The sequence below is a fragment of the Bradyrhizobium sp. 142 genome (genome assembly GCF_023074015.1).
Taxonomy (GTDB): Bacteria; Pseudomonadota; Alphaproteobacteria; order Rhizobiales; family Xanthobacteraceae; genus Bradyrhizobium.
In genome coordinates this window covers 103,441-125,311 of sequence record NZ_JADPKQ010000036.1, presented here as the reverse complement: position 1 = coordinate 125,311, position 21,871 = coordinate 103,441, and the positions used below count along the sequence as shown (strand labels likewise).

The window sequence follows — 21,871 nt, the reverse complement described above, 5'->3', positions numbered from 1 at the left end:
TGAGGCTGAACGAGGAGCCAGATGAGACCGCAATGTTTTACATGCGTGAATGGAGTGTAACAAAGTGTGTCAGCGCTGCAGCAGCACGACCAGGACCTTCAGTCCTCCTCCGGGCCGGTTCGTCAGCGTGATATGCCCGCCCTCGCGCTCGATGGCCTGGCGCGCGATGGCAAGACCGAGCCCCGTGCCGCCCGTATTGCGGCCGCGCGACTGTTCCAGCCGCCAGAATGGCTCGAACGCGCGTTCGAGATCGGTTTCGGGGATGCCCGGCCCTTCATCTTCGATCGAGATCCTCACCTCCGCGCGATCGATGCTCACGCATACGCGTACCGAGCCGCAATAGAGCAAGGCGTTCTCGATCAGGTTCGAGAGAGCTCGCTTGAGCGAAAGCGGCCGCGCCGCGATTCTCAGCTGCTGGGGCCCGTCATATTCGGTGCTCCAGCCGGCATCGGCGGCCTCGTCGAGGAGGGTACGCAGCAGCGCGACGAGATCGACCGGTCTCGGTTTCTCGGGGTCGGAGTCGCCCTTGAGATAGGCGAGCACCGAATCGATCATCCTCTCCATGTCGGCAAGATCGGTCGCGGTCGCTGATCGCAGTTCCTCGTCGGCCAGTAACTCCGTCCTTAGCCGCAATCGCGCAATGGGCGTGCGCAGGTCGTGCGAAACGGCGGCAAGTGCATGGGTTCGGTCGGTGATCATGCACAGGATACGATCCTGCATGGCATTGAACGCTTCCGCAAGCTGCCGCACCTCGCGTGGCCCCTCAATGTCGACAGCAACAGGACGACCTTGCCCCAGGCCGTTGGCCGCCCGCGCGAGATCGCGAAGCGGTGTCCCGAGCGCGCGCATGCCGATAGCAGCAGCGGACAGCACGCCGGCCGACAGAACCAGTGCCGTGAACAAATTGTCGACCAGTTGGGGCGACCCCCGGGCGAGGTTGGCGGCGCGGAAGTGAAGATAGGAGCCATCGGTGAGGCGCAAGTTGCCCCCTGTGGGACGATTGCGGTCGTCCTCCTCATTCGCCAGAATCAAGCCGAACCCTTCCAGTTCCGGCCGGTGTTCAACGAGATGGCTGCGCAGGAGCGAGATGGCGGCTTGTCCACCATTTGCGATCGTGGAGCGATCCGCCGACCAGGCGAGGTCGAGATCTTCCGTCGATAGCGCGCGAGCGATGGCGGGACGGCGGTCGGGTTCGGTTGCGGAGAGCACGCGATGGCCGAGGACCAGCCTTTCCGCGGTACGGTCCAATTGTAGGCTGCTGTCACGATAGGCTTCGTTGCGCAGGTGAAGATATTCGCTGCCAATCGTGTCGATCACGACCGCCGCAATCAGCACCAGCGTGAGGCGCCCGATCAGCCCAAGCGGCCGAAACCGGATGTGCATCAACGCCGTTCCATCTCGGCGCAAAACATGTAGCCTACGCCTCTGATCGTGCGGATCAGCGGCGGCAACGATCCATTCGTCTGAAGCTTGCGGCGGAGCCGGCTGATCAGGACATCGATGCTGCGGTCATTGATTCCGCTCACGCGTGCGCGGGAGGATTCCAGCAGCCGCTGCCGCCCAAGGACCCGCTGGGGATTTTCCAGAAAGCTGACGAGGAGGTCATACTCAGCGGCCGACAGATCGACGACCGCGCCGGCCGGTTCGAGGAGTTCCCGGCGGCGCAGGTCGAGCTGCCAGCCGTCGAAGCGGATCACGTCGGCCTTGGAATGGCCCGGAAAAGGTGCAAGGCCGGCGCTCCGCCGCAGCAGCGCGCGCACGCGTGCGAGCAGCTCTTTCTGTCCGAACGGCTTGGCAATATAGTCATCGGCGCCGATCTCCAGGCCGATGACCCGATCCATCTCCTGGCCGCGCGCGCTCACGATGATGATCGGCACCTTGCTCTTGGCGCGCAGCGCGCGGCACAGGTCCAGCCCGTTGGCGCCCGGCAACAGGATGTCGAGCAGCACGACATCGACGGGATTGCCGTCGAGAGCGGCCCACATCTCGCGGCCGTCCCGCACGCCCATCACGCGGTAGCCGTTCTCGCGAAGTGTGCGCAGCATTAGGGTTCGCATGCCCTGATCATCTTCCACGATCAAGACCTGCTCCGGGAGCAGGTCGGAATCCATTGTCATGAAGGGTCCAATTTTGTTCCGTGAGTTTCTATTGGCCCTCGATGGCGGTTCCTCTCCAAGAGCGATTGCGACGCGTGCGGTCTGTCAGCAGTGGAATGTCGTTATTTTTGTGTCTTTGGATGAACATTCCACAGCTCCAAATCAGAACGTCTCGCCTGATCTGAAACGCAGCGTTAACTCCGTGACGCCTGTAGCGATCACCTTCGACAGCCGAGCTGATCTCAAGAAAGATTGATTGGCGCGGCGAGCCATCGGAACGCTTGCAGCGTCGGCCCTGAGCTGGCGATGAGAAGCAGCGCGCGAGCTGGCTCGAATGGGACAGAAACCGGCGTCCCTCTGCTCGCTGCTTCCTGCTCCGCCGAGAAAGGAAATCGGTCAGTTTTCGTCGCAGAAGTGAGGCAAGGCGGCCACCGCACGACTGCAATGATGGATTGGACCAAGATGTGCGCAGCCCGCAGCCGTTCGAGCCGGGCGATATCGGCTTCGAGGCCAGCTTTCTGCATCAAGCGTGGGTCGCCGCCGCGATAGGCTTTGCCATCAAGGCGTCGTCAGCGCCTAGATCTGGCGTAGTGCCGGATGGGGACGGCGTGCGGACGCGCTGGTGGGAGGATGGCGCGCCTGACCTCATGGAAACAACTAAGAGTAAGCGAATCTAGCCCGTTCCGCCCCACTAAGCGGGCCTCGATAAGGTGGGCTCCACTTCGCTTGATGGGCCAAGATCCGTCATGACGTCTATCATTTTTCGCTTTGCCAGCGGTTTGGCGACGTCGCGTGCCAAGTCTATGAAAAGTCGTGCGACGGGGCTGAGTGCGCGGTTCTTCAGCGTGACAATTCCGTTTGGCCGGCGGGCCGTCGGCAGTTCAACGGGCAACACTTTGAGTTCCGAGCGCCTGGCTAGAAACTTCAATGCTGAGGCTGGAAAAACCGTCATAAAGCGGCCTGTCGCCAGGAGACTAATCCGCATATGAAGGGAATCGGTGACTACGGTGACGCGAGGATAATCGAGCCCGCTGGCGCGAAAGGCGTCCTTTACGATCGACCCAATCACGCTTTCCCGCGGCGGCAGCACCCACAATTCATTCTTCAGTTCGGCAATTTTGATCCTGCGTTGCCGGATCCATTGATTTTGCGCGCCGGCGACGATGACATAGGAATCCTCAAAAAGAAACTCGAAATTCAACCGCTCGTCAGCAATAGGACCAGTGCTCCGTACGATCAAGAGATCGACATTGCGATCGATCAGTTCGCGATGCAGCGGCTCCATGTATCCGGTCACGAGATGGAATACGATGCGCGGATAGCGCCGGGTGAGCCGTTGGGCTGGCCCCTGCCTTGCAGGCAGTCGTCAGCGGATGTGAGGAGAAGCAGGATCATGAGCGACGCCAAGCCGATCTGGATCAAGGATCCCCTGGCCATCCTCGCCGACGGTGCAGAGCGCGGGATCGTGGTGAACGACGGCCGGATTATCGAACTCGTCCCGGCCGGCGGCAGGCCTGCGACCGCGGATGCCGCGGTGTTCGACGCCGGCGAGCATGTCGTGCTGCCAGGGCTCATCAATACGCATCACCATTTTTATCAGACGCTGACGCGGGCGCTGCCGGCCGCGATGGACCGCGAGCTGTTTCCCTGGCTCCAGGCACTCTATCCGGTGTGGGCGAGGATGACGCCGGAATCGCTGGAACTCGGCGTCACCGTGGCGATGTCCGAACTCCTGCTCTCGGGCTGCACCACCACGACTGATCATCATTACGTGTTTCCGGCCGGACTCGAGGATGCCGTCGATATTGAGGTTGCGGTTGCAAAACTGCTCGGCGTGCGCGTCCTGCTCACGCGCGGCTCGATGAACCTGTCGCAGCGCGACGGCGGCTTGCCGCCGGATAGCGTCGTGCAGGACGAGGACACGATCCTTGCCGACAGCGCGCGTGTGGTGGCCAAGCACCACCAGCGCGGTGCGGACGCGATGGTGCAGATTGCGCTCGCGCCTTGCTCGCCCTTTTCGGTGACGACATCGCTGATGCGCGCCACCGCCGATCTCGCCGACAAGCTCGACGTGCGCCTGCACACCCACCTTGCCGAGACCGAGGATGAAAACAAATTCTGCGAGCAGATGTATGGCTGCCGTCCACTCGACTATCTCGAGCAGTGCGGCTGGCTCAATGCCCGGACCTGGCTCGCCCACGGCATCTTCTTCAACGTCGACGAGATCAAGCGGCTCGGCAAGGCCAAGACCACCATCAGCCATTGCGCCTGCAGCAACCAGCTGCTGGCTTCGGGCTGTTGTCCCGTGTGCGAGATGGAGGAGGCTGGCGTCGGCATCGGGATCGGGGTCGACGGCTCGGCGTCGAACGACGGATCGAACCTGATGCAGGAGGTGCGCGCCGCCTTCCTGCTGCAACGGGCGCGCTACGGGGTGACGAGAGTCAGCCACAAGGACGCGCTCCGTTGGGCCACCAAGGGTTCGGCAGCCTGTGTCGGCCGTCCCGAGCTCGGCGAGATCGCGGTCGGCAAGGCGGCTGATCTTGCGCTGTTCAAGCTCGACGAGCTGCGCTTCTCCGGCCATGGCGATCCACTGGCCGCGGTGGTGCTGTGCGGGGCGCATCGGGCCGATCGGGTCATGGTGGCGGGAAAATGGGCCGTGGTCGATGGCGCGATCCCGGGCCTGGATGTTCCCGACCTCATCCGCCGGCACAGTTCCGCAGCGCGGGCGATGCAGGCGGGATAGGAGCGGAGGAATAAAAAGAGGGGGCAACCACAAGTGCCGGGTGCTTGTGGCTACCCCCTCCGAACCTCCTCCGGGAGGAGCAGGTGGTTCTAGCAATGCAAGAAGCGTGCTACTTGCCCGGAAGCTTGTCGTCGATGCCCTTGACGTAGAAATTCATGCCGAGGATCTGGCCGTCGTCGAGGTGATCGCCGCCCTTACACTCGACCGGCTTACCGTCCTGCCCAATGACCGGGCACTTGAACGGATGCAACTTGCCGGCGGTGATCGCCGCCTGGGCATCCTCGGCCATCTTCTTCACGTCGTCGGGCATGTTGGTGTAGGGCGCCATTGCGAACATGTGGCTGTCAAGGCCGCCCCAGCTGTCCTCGGACTTCCAGGTGCCGTCGAGCTCGGCCTTGACGCGGGCGATGTAGTAGGGGCCCCAGGTGTCGAGGATCGAGGTCAGCTGGGTCTTGGGCCCGAACTTGATCATCTCAGAATCCTGGCCGAAGGCGAGCTTGCCGCGCTCGCTGGCGATCTGCATCGCTGCCGGCGAATCCGTGTGCTGCATGATGACGTCGGCGCCCTGGTCGATCAGCGCCTTGGCGGCGTCGGCTTCCTTGCCCGGATCGAACCAGGTGTTGGCCCAGATGATCTTGACCTTTATGTTCGGGTTGATGGTCTGCGCGGCAAGGATCGTCGCGTTGATGCCGGAGACGACCTCGGGAATTGGGAACGAGCCGATATAGCCGAGCACGCCGGACTTCGACATCTTGGCCGCGATCAGGCCCTGGATGTAGCGGCCCTGATACCACTTGGCCGAGTAGGTCGACATGTTCGGGTTGCGCTTGTAGCCGGTGGCGTGCTCGAAATGCACGTTCGGATATTTCTTGGCGACCTTCAGCGTCGGATCCATGTAGCCGAACGAGGTGGTGAAGATCAGCTTGTTGCCGGCGCGGACGAGTTGCTCGATGGAGCGCTCGGCGTCGGGACCCTCGGGCACGTTCTCGAGGAAGGTGGTCTCGATCTTGTCGCCGAGCTCCTTCACCAGCGCCTGGCGTGCCAGCTCGTGCTGATAAGTCCAGCCGAGGTCGCCGACAGGGCCAAGGTAAATGAAACCGACCTTCAGCTTGTCGGCAGCAGAGGCTGCACTGACGCTCCCGGCAAGCAAAAGCCCGGCAGCCAGCGCAAGAAGTGTTTTCCTCATCATCAATCTCCAAACAGTCGGGGAAAGCCAAAATCCGCAACATGCGCGCCCCATCGCGTACGCTGCGGAAAAAGATCAGCGGTCAGGCACGAACACGGTGCCGAGCGCGGCCGGCGCGGTCGAGCCGCCGGTCCGTGCGCGGGACAGCAGCACCAGCACGATGACGGTCGCGAGGTACGGCAGCGCCGACATGAATTGCGAGGGAATGCCGACCCCCCAGCCTTGCGCATGCAATTGCAGGATCGTCACCGCGCCGAACAGGTAGGCGCCGACCACGAGCCGGCCCGGCCGCCAGGATGAAAACACGACCAGCGCCAGCGCGATCCAGCCGCGGCCCGCGGTCATGCCGGGAATGAAGAACGGCGTATAGGCGAGCGGCAGATAGGCCCCGGCAAGGCCGGCACAGGCGCCGCCGAACATCACGGCGAAGGTGCGGATGCGCAGCACGGGATAGCCGAGCGCATGCGCGGAGACGTGGCTGTCGCCGCAGGCGCGCAGGATAAGCCCCGGCCGGGTGCGATACAGAAACCACCAGACGCCGACGATCAGCGCCAGCGAGAAGTAGACGAAGGCGTCCTCGCCGAACAGTAACCGGCCGATCAGCGGGATGTCGGTGAGGCCGGGAATGTAGAGATGTGCCGCCGGCGTGATGCGCTCGCCGACGAAGCCGGCACCGATCAGGCCGGAAAGCCCGACGCCCAGGATGGTGAGTGCGAGACCGGTCGCGACCTGGTTGACGGCAAGCCCAAGCGCCATCAGCGCGAAGATCAGCGACATCAGCGTGCCCGCGACGATACCGAATAGCGCGCCGATCAGAATCGATCCGGTCAGCCAGGCGCCGCCAAAGCCGCAGGCCGCACCGACGATCATCATGCCCTCGACGCCAAGATTGAGCACGCCGGAGCGCTCGCTCACGAGTTCGCCCGTTGCCGCGATGAGCAGCGGCGTCGACGCGGCGAGCACCGCCAGGATGATGGCTTCAACCAGTTCCACGGGCCACCTGACGGTTCGGGAAGACCAGCTTGAAGCGGTAGAGGATGAGGGAATCGCAAGCCAGTACGTAGAACAGCAGAATGCCCTGAAAAACCTTGGTGACGTCCAACGGGATCTTCATCGCGATCTGCGCCTGCTCGCCGCCGATAAACGTCAATGCGAGGAAAAGGCCTGCAATTAATATTCCAAGCGGGTTCAGTCGGCCGAGGAAGGCAACGATGATCGCGGTAAAACCGTAGCCGGGCGAGATGCCGGGCTGGAGATGGCCGACGGGACCTGCGACCTCGATGATGCCGGCGAGACCCGCCAGTGCGCCGGAGACCGCGAAGGTCAGGATGATCAACTGGTCGGCGTTGAAACCACCGAACCGTGCCGCGCGCGGTGCCGCGCCCACGACGCGGATCTCGAAACCCTTGATGGTTCGCCCCAGCAGGATCGCCGCCGCCGCGACGACAACCAGCGCGATGATCGCGCCAAGATGCAGCCGGCCGCCTTCGATCAGCAGCGGGACGGTGGCCACCGGATCGAATTCGGCCGTTGTCGGGAAGTTGAAGCCGTGCGGATCGCGCCACGGCCCGCGCACCAGGTAGTCGAGAAAAAGGTCGGCGACATAGACCAGCATCAGGCTGGTCAGGATCTCGCTGGCGCCGAACTTCACCTTGCAGATCGCCGGGATCAGCGCATAGAGCGCGCCTCCGGCCGCCGCGAGCACGAACATCGCCGGCAGCACCCAGGCGCCGGCGTCGGCACCTTGCGTTTTCACGGCGATCCAGCTTCCGGCCACGGCGCCAATCAGGAATTGCCCCTCGGCGCCGATGTTCCAGGCGTTGGCGAGATAGCAGAGTGACAGCCCGATCGCGATCATCACCAGCGGCGTCGCCTTCACCGCGATCTCCTGGAGCGAATAGCCATCGGTCAAGGGCGCGATGAAATAGGCGTGCAGCGCCAGAAGCGGATTTTTGCCGAGGATCGCGAACAGGATGACCATGGTGACGATCGTCAAGCCGATCGCGATCAGCGGCGAGACCAGCGCAATCGTGTTGGAGCGCTCGGCGCGCTTCTCAAGCACCAACTGCATGCGCGGCCTCCTTCGTTTCCAGGCTGCTGCCGCCCATCAACAGGCCGAGCTTCTCGCGCGTCGCTTCGCCTGTGGCGAGCGGGGCCGATAGCCGGCCATGGAACATCACGGCGATGCGGTCGGCGATCTCGGCGAGTTCATCGAGATCCTGGCTGGTCACGAGCACAGCGGCGCCTGCGGTTGCCAGATCAAGCAGTGCCTGGCGAATGACGGCGGCCGCGCCGGCGTCGACGCCCCAGGTCGGCTGGCTCACCACAAGCACGGCCGGGTTGCGCAGGATCTCGCGGCCGACGATGAATTTCTGCAGATTGCCGCCCGAGAGGCTCGCGGCTTCCGGATCGCGCTTGGCCTTGCGGACGTCGAAGGTTTCGGTCGCGCGATCGACGGTCTTGAGCGTCGCCGCAGTGTCGATGAAGCCGTGATGGACCATTCCGCTCGCCGCGTGTCCGGTAAGCAGCGCATTCTCCGACAGCTTCATGCGCGGCGCGGTGCCGTGCCCGAGCCGCTCTTCGGGGACGAAGGCCGCGCCCAGCTTGCGCCGCTGCGTGATCGAGAGGTGGCCGGCGGCAATACCTTCGATCACCACGGTACCGGGGTCCTTCGACAATCGTTCGCCGGACAACGCTGCGAACAGTTCGTCCTGGCCGTTGCCGGCGACGCCGGCGATGCCCAGGATTTCGCCGCCCTTCAGCTCGAACGAGATGTGCTCGAGCCGCACGCCATGCGCTTCGGCCGGCGCCAGCGAGAGATCGTTGACGACGAGCCGCGGCACGGTGGTCCGCCGGCCGGCGGCGGCCTTCACTTCCTTGATCTCGCTACCGACCATCATGCGTGCGAGCGAAGCCGCGGTCTCGAGTCTGGGATTGCAGGTTTGTATCTTCTTGCCGCCGCGCAGGATCGTGGCGGTATCGCAGAGCCGCTTCACCTCGTCGAGCTTATGGCTGATGTAGAGGATGGCGCGGCCTTCGGCCTTGAGTCGCTCCAGCACGATGAAGAGCTGATCGGCTTCCTGCGGCGTCAGCACCGCCGTGGGCTCGTCCAGGATCAGGAACTTCGGATCCTGCATCAGCGCGCGGACGATCTCGATGCGCTGGCGCTCGCCGACCGACAATTGCCAGACCTCGCGCATGGGATCGAGCGGCAGGCCATAAGTCTTCGACACCTGCTCCAGCCGCGCCGACATGTCCTTGAAGGGCTCTCGTCCGTCGAGGCCGAGCGCGATGTTCTCGGCGACGGTGAGATTGTCGAACAGCGAGAAATGCTGGAACACCATGCCGATGCCGCGGCTGCGTGCCTGCGACGGACCCGAGAGCACGATCGGTTGCCCCTGCCAGCGAATCTCGCCGGCACTGGGCTGGATCAGCCCGTAGATCGCCTTGACCAGCGTCGACTTGCCGGCGCCGTTCTCGCCGAGTAGCGCGTGAATTTCCTTCGGCCAGATGTCGATGTCGATGGAATCGTTGGCGAGAAAGTCACCATAGCGTTTGGTGAGTCCGACCGTCCTAAGGAGCGGGGACTCGCCGGAATGCAGGCAGTTAGGCGTCGGATCTAACATTCGTTGATGCGCTTGCGTGGGTGAAGTGCCTTAATTGTGGGCCAGTTTAAACCAGCGCGTAAGGTGTGAAATAGCGTCATCCCTTGCTCAACGCTTTGGCAGATGGGCAAGGCGGTGCTGATCGTGCTCGCTTCGGACGAAGGAACGTCCCATTGGCTCCCTCAATCGCTTGCGGTCCGGTCCAGCGAAACGTCTGTTGCTAATTTGTGACGGTTCAAACCAAATCGGAACCGCTATGCAGGCTTGACGCCAAGTTGAGCACTACCGTGCCGCCACACGTATGCATTGCCGCGCAGCAATGATGATCGTCGCCGACGATCGTGGCCGCGCTCCCGCGCGACGCAAAAGGCAAGCAAAATCAGTCAGGAAAATTTCGCAATCGCTGGCCTGCCTTGCCGCTCGCAAGCAAGCGCGAGGCGCAAAGCCCTCGTAATTTCGTCATGAAAAGCCACTCGCTGCCATAACAAGCGTCACGCTTTGGAACAAGTTGAGGCTTCTCACTCCAGGAGATCGGCGCAAGTGTCGCACCCAGGGACGTTCATTTTTACGTGTCCAAACTTGGGGGTATTCAGGATGTCGTTTCGTTTCAGGGCAATTGCAGCAGCGGCGCTGTCACTTGCTACGCTCGCCACCGGTGGCTTGGCTCAGGCGGCAGATTTGCCGGTCAAGGCCGCCAAGAAGGCGGCGGCGGATCTGCCGTTCTTCCTGGTGATCGACGACCGCGTATCGTTCTCCTGGATGCCGAAAGGCACCGACCCCGGCGTCTTCAGCGTTCAGCCGAATGGCACCATCAATGGAAAGACCGCCAAGCAGGTCTATTCGTTCACCCACTTCGACGCCTGGGCCTACGGCACCAACTTCTTCACCATCTCGATGTTCAAGTCGGACCATAACGATCCGGCGAACCCCTGCTTCACCAACGGCACGGGTCAGATCGTGAGCGCCGTATCCGGTCTGCCGGCCAACTGTTCGGGCATGACCGAAATCTACGGCTTGTTCCGGTCCACTCTGGGCTGGAATGAAATCTTCAACACCAAAGCGTTCACAGCCGGCCCACTGCACAACATCTCGTTTGAGGTGGGTATGGATGGCAGTTCGGAGAACAGCTTCTTCTCAGCCGCCAAGCGCGACGTCGTTGCCGGTCTGCAGTTCGCCTTCGACCTGCCTTACAAGGGCTACTTCAACGTTGCCCCGCTGGTCTATTGGGAGTTCTCGAGCCATAGCGTGTTTGCCCAGTGCAACCTGTTCGCACCAGGCGTTGCGGGTGTGACCTGTCTCGGAGATGGTGACCGTAGCTTCAAGCCGACATGGGCGGTTGAAACCAACTACTACATGGATCTGGGCTTCCTGCCTGAAAACATGCAGTTCTGGTCGATCAGTGGTCGTGCCGGCTGGTATGGTGCCAAGGGTACCGAGAGCAACGCGGTGCCGTTTGCAGCTCCTGGCAACATCAACACCAAGGTCGAGTTCAATTCGGAACCGATCCGTCTGACCCTCGACGCCTCCAAGGCGGTCTGGGGTCCGAAGTACTCGCACTTCGTTGATCTCTGGGTTGCCTACCGCTACTGGCAGAACAAGTTCGGCCTCGACCACAACAACAGCGTGGCCTGCACCTTCAACGGTCAGAGCAATCACACCTGCACCGAATCGACGGTGTATGGCGGTATCACGATGAAGTTCTAACCACCTGATGGTCTCCAGGTGAACGACGATGGCGCCGCGCTAAACTTCCGCGGCGCCATCTTCTATTTCGGTTGTATCGCGTGCGGCTTAAGCAAGCGTAACCGCCGCTGCTCTCGGCTACTTCGTCCAGACGCCGTCGTGCAGCGCTTCGGCCTCGTCTTCCAGCAACGGTCCCACCACCTCGGTCGGCCGCTGGCCGCTGGCAAAAACCTCGCGGCAGGGCAGGTCGAGCGTCGGGTTCTCCGGATGGTTGCCGGTGACGCCGCGCAGGCGGTGCTCGCTGAGGCCATAGACCACGCGGCCGATGCCGGCAAAGTAGATTGCGCCGGCGCACATCGCGCAGGGCTCGGCGGAGGAATAAAGTGTGGATCCTGCCAGCACTTCGCGACTGAGCGTGCGGCAGGCCTGCGTCGCCGCGATGCGTTCGGCATGCGCGGTGCCGTCACGATCCGGCAGGTAACCGTTCTCGGTCTCGATCAGCACCTTGCCGTCCGCGCCGACGACGATGCAGCCGAAGGGATGGTTGCCATGGGTAAGGGAACGGCGGGCGACCGCGAAGGAGAGGCGCAGAAAGCGTTCGTCGCGTTCTGATGGGCCGTTCATCGCCGCTCCGCCGTCAATGTCCCGCCATGTGCCGGCCGACCACGGTGAGATCGGCGTCGCTGGTCGGTGCTTCATGCACGAATTCGCCGTGGAACATCACCAACAGCCGGTCGGAGAGTTCAAGCAGCTCGTCGAGGTCCTCGCTGACCAGCAGCACTGCCGCGCCGCGGTTGCGCGCCGCCATGATCTCGGCATGGATCTGCGCCACCGCCGCAAAGTCAAGACCGAAGCAGGGATTGGCCGCGATCAGCACCTCGACGTCGCCGCCGAGTTCGCGCGCCAGCACGGCGCGCTGGACGTTGCCACCTGACAGCGCCGAGATCGGCGTATCCGGGGTGCGGGTCTTGATCTTGTACTGGCCGATCTTCTTCTTCGCGTCGTCGCGGAACGCACCGCGGTTGAGCCACCAGCCGAGGCTTGCAAAAGGCGCACGATCGAACTCTCGGAAGGCGATGTTGTCGGCGACGCTCATGCCGGCGACACAGGCGTTCTTCAGCGGCTCCTCCGGCAAAAGCGACATCTTGTGGCGGCGCATCTGCGCGCGGGTGGCATGATAAGGGACGCCCGCGACGCGGATCTCGCCGCTGTCGGCCTCGCGCTGGCCGGCCAGTACCTCGACGAGCTGGCGCTGGCCGTTGCCGGAGACGCCGGCGATGCCGACGATCTCGCCGGCACGAACGGTGAGCGAGACGTCATGTACGGCGATGGCTCCGGCGTCGTCGAGCGCGCGCACTTTTGCCAGCTCTAACCTGGTCCGACCTGCTTTGCCGGTGCGTGGCGGCTGCACGGTCAGCTCCTCGGCGCCGATCATGGTGCGTGCCATCGCGTCCGCGGTGAGCTCTGCGACCTTGCCGTGGCCGGCGAGCTTGCCGCGGCGCAGGATGGTGACCTCGTCGGCGAAAGCCATGACCTCGCGGAACTTGTGCGTGATCATCAGGATGGTCAGCTCGCCCCTGACGACCATGTCGCGGAGCATGCCAAGCACCTCGTCGGCTTCCGCGGGCGTGAGCACCGACGTCGGCTCGTCCAGGATCAGGAAGTGGCGCTTCAGATAGAGCTGCTTGAGGATCTCGCACTTCTGCCGCTCGCCGGCCGAGATATCCGAGACCTTTGCGCCGAGCGGCACCTTGAAGGGCATCCGCGCCAAAAATGCATCGAGTTCCTTCATCTCCTTGGACCAGTCCACGACCGCCGGTACGTTGTCGCGCGCCAGCACGAGATTTTCCGCGACCGTCATCGCCGGCACGAGGGTAAAGTGCTGATAGACCATGCCAAGGCCGAGCGCGTGGGCGTCTTTCGGATTGGCGATCGCCTGCTGGCGATCGCCGATGATGATGTCGCCTTCGGTCGCGTGGTAGTAGCCCATGATGCATTTGACCAGGGTCGACTTACCGGCGCCGTTCTCGCCGAGCAGCGCATGGAACGAGCCCGGCCGTACCTTCAGCTCGACATTGTCGAGCGCCAGGAAGTCGCCGAAACGCATGGTCATGGCAATGGCGTTGACGCCGAAGGCACCCGACGGCGGAGGCTGCTCGCCGATGATCACGAAATCGCTCCGATGAAGGCGTCGGAGCTCGAGACCGCGCCGAACACGCCGCCCTGCATCTTAATCATCTTCAGCGCATGCTCGTGATTGCTCTTGTCAGTTGCGCCGCAGCAATCCTGCAAGAGCACGCATTCGAAGCCGCGGTCGTTGGCCTCGCGCATGGTGGTATGGACGCAGACGTCGGTGGTGATGCCGGTCAGCACGATGTTCTCGATGCCGCGCACGCGCAGGATCAGTTCCAGATCGGTGGCGCAGAACGAGCCCTTGCCGGGCTTGTCGATGATGGGCTCGCCGGGCAGCGGCGCGAGCTCCGGGATGATGTCCCAGCCGGGTTCGCCGCGCACCAGGATGCGGCCACAGGGTCCGGGATCGCCGATCCCGGCGCCGATCTGCCGCGAGCGCCAGCGCTTGTTGGCGGGAAGATCGGAGAGATCGGGACGATGGCCCTCGCGGGTATGGATAATGTGATAGCCTTGGCTGCGCGTGGCCGCGAGGAGCTTCCTGATCGGCTCGATCGGGGCCCGCGTCAGCGAGAGGTCATAGCCCATCTTGTCGACATAGCCGCCGATGCCGCAGAAGTCGGTCTGCATGTCGATGATGACGAGCGCCGTGTTCTCGGGGCGAAGGTCGCCGTTGTAGGGCCAGGCGTAGGGCTCGGACTTGATATAGCGCTCGGGCATGGACGACCTCGTTGCGTGCCGCGTGTTACCGTGTGATCGAGAGTTCGGCGGGGGCGCCGGTCAGCGTCCGATTCGGCGAGCAGGTGATGATCATGATCGCCAGCGTCAAGATGTAGGGCGCAGCGTTGAAGAGGTGGTAGCCGGAGGTGACGCCGACCGATTGGAGTGCCGGCCCCAAGGCCGCAGCGCCGCCGAAGGCGAGCGAGGCCCACAGGCACAGCAGGGGATCCCAGCGCGCGAAGATCACGAGCGCCACGGCGGTGATGCCCTGGCCCGAGGACAGACCTTCGTTCCAGCTTCCCGGATAGAACAGCGACAGGAAGGAGCCGCCGATGCCGGCGAGGAAGCCGCCGACCATGGTCGCGCGCAGGCGGATCAGCAGGACTGAATAGCCCATGGCGCGTGCGGCATCCGAGCTTTCGCCAGCGGTACGAATCAGGAGGCCCCAGCGCGTCGTGCGGAAGGCCCAGTACAGGATCGGGGCCAGCGCCACGCCGATCAGGAACATCACATTTATGCGTAGCGCAGCGCGAAGCTGCGGGATATCGCTCCACCATCCGAAATCGATCGCGGGCAGCCGCGGCGCGGTCGGTTCGATCAATGGTTTGCCGAGATAGAAGGCGAGCCCGGTGCCGAACAGCATCAAGGCGATGCCGACGGCAATGTCGTTGACGCGCGGCAGCGAGCAGATGCCGGCATGCAGTGCACCCAGAAGCGCGCCGGCGACGCCGGCGGCGAGCACGCCCAGCCAGGGCGATCCGGTGACGTAGGAAATGCCGTAGGCGCTCATCGCGCCCATCACCAGCGTGCCTTCGAGGCCAAGATTGATGCGGCCCGAGCGCTCGGTGATGCATTCGCCCAGGCTCACGAACAGGAACGGCGTCGAGACGCGAATGGCGCCGCCGAGCACGGCGAGCGGGACGGTCCAGAGCCCGATCGATCCGTCTGCCATCTCAGGATTTCCCCTTCAGGAAGCCGATGCGGCCGTAGAGCGCATCGCTTGCGAGCACGAAGACGAAGATGATGCCCTGAAGCACCAGCACGGAGGCATCTGGCAATCCGAGGCGCCGCTGCAACAGGCCGCCACTGGCGCTGATGCCGCCGAGCAGGATCGCGACAGGAATGATTGCGAGCGGATTTTGCCGCGCCAGGAAAGCAACGAGAATGCCGGTGAAGCCATAGCCTGCGGCGAGGTTGGCGTTGGTGCGGCCCTGCACGGCGGCAACCTCGACCATGCCCGCGAGGCCAGCTGCCCCGCCGGCCAGGAAGCAGATGGTGAGAATGAGCTTGCTGACGCCGAGGCCGACGATCTTCGCGGCGCGAATGTTGCCGCCGGCGACGCGTGCGGCGAATCCGAACACGGTGTGATAGATCAGGATGTAGGCGCCGATCGCGGCGATCAGGCCGAACACGAGGCCCCAATGCACGTCGGTGCCGGGAATCGAGCCGATCATGTTGGCGGCGCCGATCTCGCGCGTCGACGGCTTGTTGAGGCTGGCGGGATCGCGCATCACGCCTTCGACGAGATGGTTGAGGATCGCGAGCGCGATGTAGACGAGCAGCAGGCTCGAGATCGTCTCGTTGACGCCGCGGAACTGACGCAGAGCGCCCGACAGCATGATCCACAGGCCGCCGCCGATGACGCCGGCACAGACCATGGCGATCTGGACGATGAGCGGAGGCATGCCCTGGAGCGCGAGCGCGGCGCTCGTTGCCGTCAGCGCGCCGACCAGAAGCGCGCCTTCGCCGCCGATGATAACCATGCCGAGCTGTGCCGGCAGCGCGGTGCAGAGCGCGGTGAGGATCAATGGGGCTGCGCGCGTCAGTGTGTTCTGCCAGGAGAACCAGGTGCCGAAGGCGCCGTAGTACATGTAAAAATAGAGATCGAGCGGGTTCTTGCCGAACATCGCGACGAAGATACCGAAGACCACGAGCGCGCCGGCCAGCGCCGCGCCCGGGATCAGGATGTATTCGACGGTCGCGCCGTGGCGCTGGAGAAACCCCGGGTCGGCGGCCGGGGCAATTGTCCCGACCGCCTGCGTGGAATCCGCCGCCTCCGATGTCACGAAGTCGCTCCGATCACGCCCTCCGCGAGATAGTCCATCTTCTCGAGCTCGGGATCCTTCTGGCCCCGATCGGTGCCGGCGGCGATCACTGTCTTACCCTTGTTGTCGAGCAGTCCGCCCTTGAAGATGGCGTAGCCCTCCGCGGACAGGAATTTTGCCTTGACGTCGTCGGCATGCTTGCGCGCTTCGGCGGAGACCGCTTCGCCGTAGGGCGAGGTCTTGACGATCTCTTCCTTGAGGCCGCCACGATAGAAGTTCGGGATGCTCTCGCCGGCGGCGATCATCTTGACGAATTTCGGATACAGTGCCTCCCAGTTCCACTCGGCGCCCGTCAGATAAGCCTTCGGCGCAAGCGGCGACTGGTTGGTGTGGTAACCGCAGACGAAGGCGCCGCGGCGCGTCGCGTTCTCGACCATCGTCTTCGGGCCGTCGACATGGCAGGTCAGCACGTCGACGCCCTGGTCGATCAGGCTGTTGGTGGCTTCGGCTTCCTTGACCGGCATCGACCAGTCACCGGTAAAGATCACCTGCGTGGTGGCCTTCGGGTTGGCGAGCTTGGCGCCGAGTGCGAAAGCGTTGATGTTGCGCAGCACTTGCGGGATCGGCTTTGCGGCGACGAAGCCGAGCTTGCCGCTCTTGGAGGTGTAGCCGGCGACGATGCCGGAGATGTACTGGGCTTCGTCGATATAGCCGAAATAGCTGCCGGCGTTCTTCGGGTCCTTGTCGCTCCAGAGGCCGCCGCAGTGCTCGAAGCGCAGCTTCGGAAACTTGCTGGCCATCTTGATCATGTGCGGATTGTAGTAACCGAACGAGGTCGGGAAGAGCAGGGTGGCGCCGTCGAGATTGATCATCGACTCGATGGTCTTCTCGACCGCGTCGGTCTCCGGCACCTTTTCTTCCTCGACCACCTTGATGCCGGGAATCTTCTTCAGCGCCGCGGCGCCCTGCGCGTGCGCCTGGTTGTAACCGTAGTCGTCGCGCGAGCCGACATAGATGAAGCCGATGGTGGTCTCGGCCGCGAAGGCCGGGCGCGCGCCGGCGGCCGCGCCGAGGGTGAGGGCCGCGCCGCCTTGCAACAAATGCCGTCGTGAAATGCCAAAATCCATTGGATGCTCCCTTGGCGGACGAACCGCCTTCATCTCGCGGCTGCGCCGGTCTGGCGGAGCCGGAACACGATGTCGCAAGCTTCGTGCCAGAGGCCATGATTCGTTCATGTCGATATAACATACTGATAAATATCAGGTATTATGTCAGATCGAGTCCTGATCAGGAAATTGGCAGATTAATTTATGGGCAGTATTTTTCGATTGTATGCAATGTACTTGAGCAGGGTGCATGGAGGGTTTGCGCGGTCGGCCGGTCATCGCATTCGTGCTAACCACCCCGTAATTGGGACGGCGCCGGCGGCTTTCGCTGGCACCGAATTTGTATCGATTGTCGCTGGGGCCGCCGCAGCCCCAGCCCCTGAGGATGGAAGCTCGCCGAAATGGGTGTTGGTAACGCCGTTCAGAATGCATCGCTCGGCGAAGAGATCGTAGCTCGGATCAATGAGCTTGGTGAGATCTCGGAAGAAGTCGGCAAGCTGACTCGCATCTATCTCAGCAAGGAATTGCGTCAAGCCGCAGACCTCATGCTGGTCTGGATGCGCCATGCCGGCATGAGCGCGCATCTCGATGCGATCGGCAACGTCTGTGGCCGCTATGAGGGCGAGCGGCCGGGTGCGCCCTGCCTGATGCTTGGCTCGCACTACGACACCGTGCGCGACGCCGGCAAATGGGATGGGCCGCTGGGAGTGATCACCGCAATCGCCTGCGTCGCCGATCTCAACCGCCGCGGCAGGCGCCTGCCGTTCGCGATCGAGGTCATAGGCTTCGCCGACGAAGAAGGGGTGCGGTTCGCCTCGACGCTGCTCGGCAGCCGCGCGGTGGCAGGCACGTTTGATGAGAGCGTCCTGGCAACCCGCGACCGCGACGGCGTCTTGATGCGCGATGCGCTCGTGCTATTTGGCCTCGATCCCGATCATATCGGCGCGGCCGCGCGGGCGCGGCGCGAGTTGCTTGCCTATATTGAGCTGCACATCGAACAGGGACCAGTGCTGGAAGCACAGAACCTGCCCGTCGGCGTGGTCACCGCGATCGCGGGCGCCACGCGGCTTGCCGCACGACTGACCGGCATGGCCGGTCACGCCGGAACGGTGCCGATGGCGCTGCGGCGCGACGCGCTGACCGGCGCGGCCGAATGCATTGGTGCGATCGAGCAGTTTTGCCGGACCGACGAGAGCGGGCTGGTCGGCACCGTCGGTTATATCCACGCCAGGCCCGGCGCGACCAACGTCATTCCCGGTGAGGTGTCGTTCACCATCGACATGCGGGCGCCGACCGATATGCATCGCAAGCGCGCGGTCGCCGATGTCGTCCGCCAGATCGAGGCGATCGCAAAGCGCAGGCAGCTGTCGCTTCAGCTCGACGTCACCCACGAAAACCGCACCGCTCCTTGTGCGCCCTGGCTGAAGGAGCAGATCGCGCGGGCAATCGCTGCGGAGGGCCTTTCCGTATTCGAGCTGCCGAGCGGGGCAGGGCACGACGGCATGGCGATGACCGACATCGCCGATGTCGGCATGATCTTCGTGCGCTGTCGCGGCGGTATCAGCCATCACCCGGACGAGCATGTCGAGCTCGCCGATGCCGATGCCGGTGCACGGGTGCTGCTGCAGGTGATCGAGAATTTCAGGCCGCGGGAGGACCGCGCCACGTGAATTGACGGTCAGAGAGCCCGCAAGTCACCGGCTAGAGATACGAATCGGGCATGTTTAGAATGGTGACCGCCATTATCGGGATCACGAGACATCAGCCGACTTACGCACATGAACAGCGACATCTCTTTTCCGTCACATCGTGAGAACCGGTTTTATCAGGGGACGACCGCGACCTTTGCCGCCAACGCTCTTCAGGCGGTCAATTTTCTCGGCGATCGATTCCTGAGAAAATCGCATCATTCGTTGTCGGCCATCGAGGATCTTTACCGTTACTCGATGGACAGCGCCTTTTCGGTGACTGAGGCTTTCCTCGTCACGGGGGCGCCGCATGCCTCCGCCTATTATCCGCGCGACTTCGCCTGGTTCTATCCCGACGTTCTCGATCCCGAAACCATCATGGATTCGCAGGACGCGGCGCGGCGGGCGCATTTGCTCGAAAGGAGCGTGCGCCTGTTGCTGGAGGCGGTTCGCGCCGACGTCGTCACGACGACCATCGTTCCGGCGGGGCGTGCCCGGTATCTTGGCGTGAATTATTTCTCGCGCCCCTCGGATACGCTGCTCGGCATTCTCGCCGGGCTCCAGCAGATGATATCTGCCGAGGAGAGGGCGTCGTCCCATCTGGCGATGTCACAATGCGCGCATGCGGGCCGTCTGCTGCTGGCCGAACACGGTGTCGACTTGAAGCGGGCGATTTTGCAGCTCGCCAGCGAATTGGAGCCCTTCCATGACGGCGGCATCAGGTATTTGCTTTGCGACGTGAGCCGGCCACGGTCTGCGGCAACGGACACCCGCGCTGAACGCAGGCGCTTTGTCACCAATGCCTGCGTCTACACAACCTTCGTTTGGGGCGTGCAGCTCGGTGTCGTCGACGAGAATGAGCTTAAGTCGCTGCTCGGGCGCGAGCTCTCGCAATACAAGAGGGACCTGCTGCATCTGTTCGGCAAGGGCGGCTATGTCACGCATTCCCTTGATGGCCCAGCGAGTTCTCCGGTGTCCTCGGTTGCGTTGGATTTCGTCAGCGTGCATCGCGGCTTCTGGGATCTGAGTGAGGCAAGCGAACGCACGCTGTTCGCGGCGACGACGGATCTGGTCATCGCCGAACCGCGGTTTCGCATACCCGGAACATCCCACTTCCTGGTGTCGGCGGATAATCCGCGCAACAAAATAATCCACAAGATTGCGGCGCCCGCCTACCAGGGACGATCCTCCTGGCCGACGTTCAACGTCGAGTTTGCCGATCGTATGCTGGACTACGACGAATTCTCGGGGCGCGACATCTACCGGTCCTGCGCCCAAGGGATATTGAAGGACATTCGGACCGCGACCGAAGTCCACGGTGGATATCAGGAATTGTTATCGGAACAAGGCCTGAAATATCGCACCTGGGCCTACAAGGGCGCCGTAGCGCACTCCTGGTTTCCGCGTTTCCTTTCCGTTTGGAGCAGGGCGTTCGGAACGCCCTTGCTGCATTGGGGTGACTGATCCCGCGCTAACCGGCCGTCACGTCGACCAGTTCGCCACCGTCGAGCACTTTGGCTGCCTTGGCGCGGTCGAGGTCACCTTCCCAGGCCGCGACCACCACGGTCGCAACGCAATTGCCGGTGAGGTTGCCGACCGCGCGGGCCATGCCGATGAACCAGTCGACCGACAGCACCAGCACGAGACCGATGGCCGGGATGCTCGGCACGGCGTTGAGCGTCGCGGCCAGAATCACGATTGCCGAACCCGGCACGCCATGCGCGCCCTTCGACGTAATCAGCGATACGCCGAGCACGAGCAGGAGGTCGCCGAAAGACAACGGCGTGTTGGTCGCCTGCGCGATGAATACGACTGCAAGCGTCAGGTAGATCGAGAAGGCGTCGAGATTGAAGGAATAGCCGGTCGGAATCACCAGGCCGACGACGGAGTCCTTCACTCCCATCCGCTCCAGCTTCTTCATGATCTGCGGCAGCACCGCATCGGAGGAGGCGGTCGCGAGCACGATGGTCAGCTCTTCGCGCAGGTAGGCGAGGAACTTGAGGATGTTGATTCCGGCGAGCGCCATCACGCTGCCGAGCACGCCGAGTACGAAGATGCCGACCGAGACATAGAACAGCATCACCAGCGAGACGAGTTGCTTCAGCGAGCCGACGCCGTATTTGCCGACAGTGTAGGCCACCGCGCCGAGCACGCCGAGCGGAGCGATGCGCACGATCAGGCCCATGACGCGGAACAGCACGGTCGAGGCGGCATCGATGATGGACGTGACGAGCTTGCCCTTCTCGCCGCCGACGAGCGCGAGGCCGACGCCGAACAGCACGGCGAAGAACAGGACCTGGAGCACGTCATTGCGCGACAGGGCGTCGAACGAGGTGCTTGGGATCACGTTGAGCAGGAAGGAGCCGATGCCGCCGCCCTGAAGCTTGTGGGCGTTGTCGGCATAGGTGTTGAGCGCCTTGGCATCCAGCGTCGAGGGATCGATGTTCATGCCATGGCCCGGCCCGAAGATGTAGGCCAGGATGAGACCGACCACGAGAGCCACCGTGGTCATCAGCTCGAAATAGACCAGCGCCTTGACGCCGACGCGGCCGACCTTCTTGAGGTCGCCGGCGCCGGCAATGCCGTGCACGACGACGCAGAACACGATGGGCGCCACGATCATCGAAATCAGCTTCAGGAAGGCGTCGCTCAGGATCTTGAGGCTGATGGCGAAGTCTGGCACGGCCACGCCGAGGATGATGCCGAGAATGAGCGCGGCTAGAACCTGGACGAACAGCGAGGTGTAAAGCGGCTTGCGCTCGGCGGCCGGGGCCGCAGCAATGGTCGACATGGTGACTCCCCGTTTTCACGCGTCTTAGACGCCAAAGAGCAACAACCGTGCCAGATTGTCGCGGATCCCGGCCGAAAA

The 21,871-nt window shown here is 63.3% G+C and carries 19 protein-coding genes; 5 read left to right on the top strand and 14 right to left on the bottom strand.

The annotated features are described in order from the left end of the window. Positions 1 to 69: 69 nt before the first annotated feature. Together IVA82_RS03965 and IVA82_RS03960 are read right to left on the bottom strand one after the other, a co-directional pair. A complete protein-coding gene (locus IVA82_RS03965; RefSeq protein WP_247384803.1) occupies positions 70 to 1,383 on the bottom strand; it encodes an ATP-binding protein in 1,314 nt (437 codons plus the stop codon). After that, complete coding sequence (locus IVA82_RS03960) at positions 1,383 to 2,111, bottom strand: response regulator transcription factor (protein ID WP_247384845.1); 729 nt, start codon at positions 2,109 to 2,111, stop codon at positions 1,383 to 1,385. Before IVA82_RS03960 ends, IVA82_RS03965 begins: the two co-directional genes overlap by 1 nt. Positions 2,112 to 2,115: 4 nt before the next feature. Between IVA82_RS03960 and IVA82_RS03955 the strand changes: the two genes are divergently transcribed. Further along, the gene (locus tag IVA82_RS03955; RefSeq protein ID WP_247384802.1) at positions 2,116 to 2,352 is read left to right on the top strand and encodes a hypothetical protein; all 237 of its coding nucleotides are present in this window, start codon (positions 2,116 to 2,118) and stop codon (positions 2,350 to 2,352) included. Between the two features lie 435 nt (positions 2,353 to 2,787). Here IVA82_RS03955 and IVA82_RS03950 read toward each other — a convergent pair whose 3' ends face one another. Further along, complete coding sequence (locus IVA82_RS03950; RefSeq protein WP_256469612.1) at positions 2,788 to 3,459, bottom strand: LysR family transcriptional regulator substrate-binding protein; 672 nt, start codon at positions 3,457 to 3,459, stop codon at positions 2,788 to 2,790. A 30-nt stretch (positions 3,460 to 3,489) separates the two neighbouring features. On the opposite strand from IVA82_RS03950, the gene IVA82_RS03945 reads away from it, so the two are divergent. Then, the gene (locus IVA82_RS03945) at positions 3,490 to 4,839 is read left to right on the top strand and encodes an 8-oxoguanine deaminase (RefSeq protein WP_247384800.1); all 1,350 of its coding nucleotides are present in this window, start codon (positions 3,490 to 3,492) and stop codon (positions 4,837 to 4,839) included. A gap of 109 nt (positions 4,840 to 4,948) precedes the next feature. Here IVA82_RS03945 and IVA82_RS03940 read toward each other — a convergent pair whose 3' ends face one another. From IVA82_RS03940 to IVA82_RS03925, 4 genes are all read right to left on the bottom strand, one after another. Further along, positions 4,949 to 6,025: a BMP family ABC transporter substrate-binding protein gene (locus IVA82_RS03940; protein ID WP_247384798.1), complete on the bottom strand. Its 1,077-nt coding sequence runs from the start codon at positions 6,023 to 6,025 to the stop codon at positions 4,949 to 4,951. Between the two features lie 75 nt (positions 6,026 to 6,100). Then, positions 6,101 to 7,018 (bottom strand): ABC transporter permease, encoded by a 918-nt coding sequence (locus tag IVA82_RS03935; protein ID WP_247384797.1) that lies wholly within the window; start codon positions 7,016 to 7,018, stop codon positions 6,101 to 6,103. Continuing rightward, positions 7,005 to 8,096 carry an ABC transporter permease gene (locus tag IVA82_RS03930; protein WP_247384795.1) on the bottom strand — a complete coding sequence of 364 codons (1,092 nt, stop codon included), beginning with the start codon at positions 8,094 to 8,096 and terminating at the stop codon, positions 7,005 to 7,007. The genes IVA82_RS03935 and IVA82_RS03930 overlap by 14 nt, the downstream gene beginning before the upstream one ends. Next, positions 8,080 to 9,651: an ABC transporter ATP-binding protein gene (locus IVA82_RS03925; protein WP_247384793.1), complete on the bottom strand. Its 1,572-nt coding sequence runs from the start codon at positions 9,649 to 9,651 to the stop codon at positions 8,080 to 8,082. Before IVA82_RS03925 ends, IVA82_RS03930 begins: the two co-directional genes overlap by 17 nt. Before the next feature lie 573 nt (positions 9,652 to 10,224). Between IVA82_RS03925 and IVA82_RS03920 the strand changes: the two genes are divergently transcribed. Continuing rightward, positions 10,225 to 11,334 (top strand): hypothetical protein, encoded by a 1,110-nt coding sequence (locus IVA82_RS03920; protein ID WP_247384844.1) that lies wholly within the window; start codon positions 10,225 to 10,227, stop codon positions 11,332 to 11,334. Between the two features lie 117 nt (positions 11,335 to 11,451). Here the strand turns inward: IVA82_RS03920 and IVA82_RS03915 are convergent, their stop codons facing one another. Genes IVA82_RS03915 through IVA82_RS03890 form a run of 6 tightly spaced genes read right to left on the bottom strand, consistent with a single transcriptional unit; the run spans position 11,452 to position 17,335 of the window. Further along, positions 11,452 to 11,937 carry a nucleoside deaminase gene (locus IVA82_RS03915; RefSeq protein WP_247384791.1) on the bottom strand — a complete coding sequence of 162 codons (486 nt, stop codon included), beginning with the start codon at positions 11,935 to 11,937 and terminating at the stop codon, positions 11,452 to 11,454. 13 nt (positions 11,938 to 11,950) lie between these two features. Continuing rightward, positions 11,951 to 13,483 carry an ABC transporter ATP-binding protein gene (locus tag IVA82_RS03910; protein ID WP_247384790.1) on the bottom strand — a complete coding sequence of 511 codons (1,533 nt, stop codon included), beginning with the start codon at positions 13,481 to 13,483 and terminating at the stop codon, positions 11,951 to 11,953. Next, on the bottom strand, positions 13,480 to 14,163 hold the full coding sequence (locus IVA82_RS03905; RefSeq protein WP_247384788.1) for an isochorismatase family cysteine hydrolase: 684 nt from the start codon (positions 14,161 to 14,163) through the stop codon (positions 13,480 to 13,482). Before IVA82_RS03905 ends, IVA82_RS03910 begins: the two co-directional genes overlap by 4 nt. Positions 14,164 to 14,188: 25 nt before the next feature. Beyond that, a complete protein-coding gene (locus IVA82_RS03900) occupies positions 14,189 to 15,115 on the bottom strand; it encodes an ABC transporter permease (RefSeq protein ID WP_247384786.1) in 927 nt (308 codons plus the stop codon). A gap of 1 nt (position 15,116) precedes the next feature. After that, positions 15,117 to 16,229: an ABC transporter permease gene (locus IVA82_RS03895; protein ID WP_247384785.1), complete on the bottom strand. Its 1,113-nt coding sequence runs from the start codon at positions 16,227 to 16,229 to the stop codon at positions 15,117 to 15,119. Further along, positions 16,226 to 17,335, bottom strand: coding sequence for a BMP family ABC transporter substrate-binding protein (locus IVA82_RS03890; RefSeq protein WP_247384783.1), 1,110 nt, complete (start codon positions 17,333 to 17,335; stop codon positions 16,226 to 16,228). Before IVA82_RS03890 ends, IVA82_RS03895 begins: the two co-directional genes overlap by 4 nt. A gap of 380 nt (positions 17,336 to 17,715) precedes the next feature. Here IVA82_RS03890 and IVA82_RS03885 point away from each other — a divergent pair, with 380 nt between their 5' ends. Continuing rightward, on the top strand, positions 17,716 to 18,984 hold the full coding sequence (locus tag IVA82_RS03885; protein ID WP_247384781.1) for an allantoate amidohydrolase: 1,269 nt from the start codon (positions 17,716 to 17,718) through the stop codon (positions 18,982 to 18,984). 108 nt (positions 18,985 to 19,092) lie between these two features. Next, entirely contained in the window at positions 19,093 to 20,466 is a 1,374-nt protein-coding gene (locus IVA82_RS03880) for a hypothetical protein (RefSeq protein ID WP_247384779.1), read from the top strand. A gap of 7 nt (positions 20,467 to 20,473) precedes the next feature. Here the strand turns inward: IVA82_RS03880 and IVA82_RS03875 are convergent, their stop codons facing one another. Beyond that, positions 20,474 to 21,793 carry a dicarboxylate/amino acid:cation symporter gene (locus IVA82_RS03875; RefSeq protein ID WP_247384777.1) on the bottom strand — a complete coding sequence of 440 codons (1,320 nt, stop codon included), beginning with the start codon at positions 21,791 to 21,793 and terminating at the stop codon, positions 20,474 to 20,476. Positions 21,794 to 21,871 lie beyond the last annotated feature (78 nt).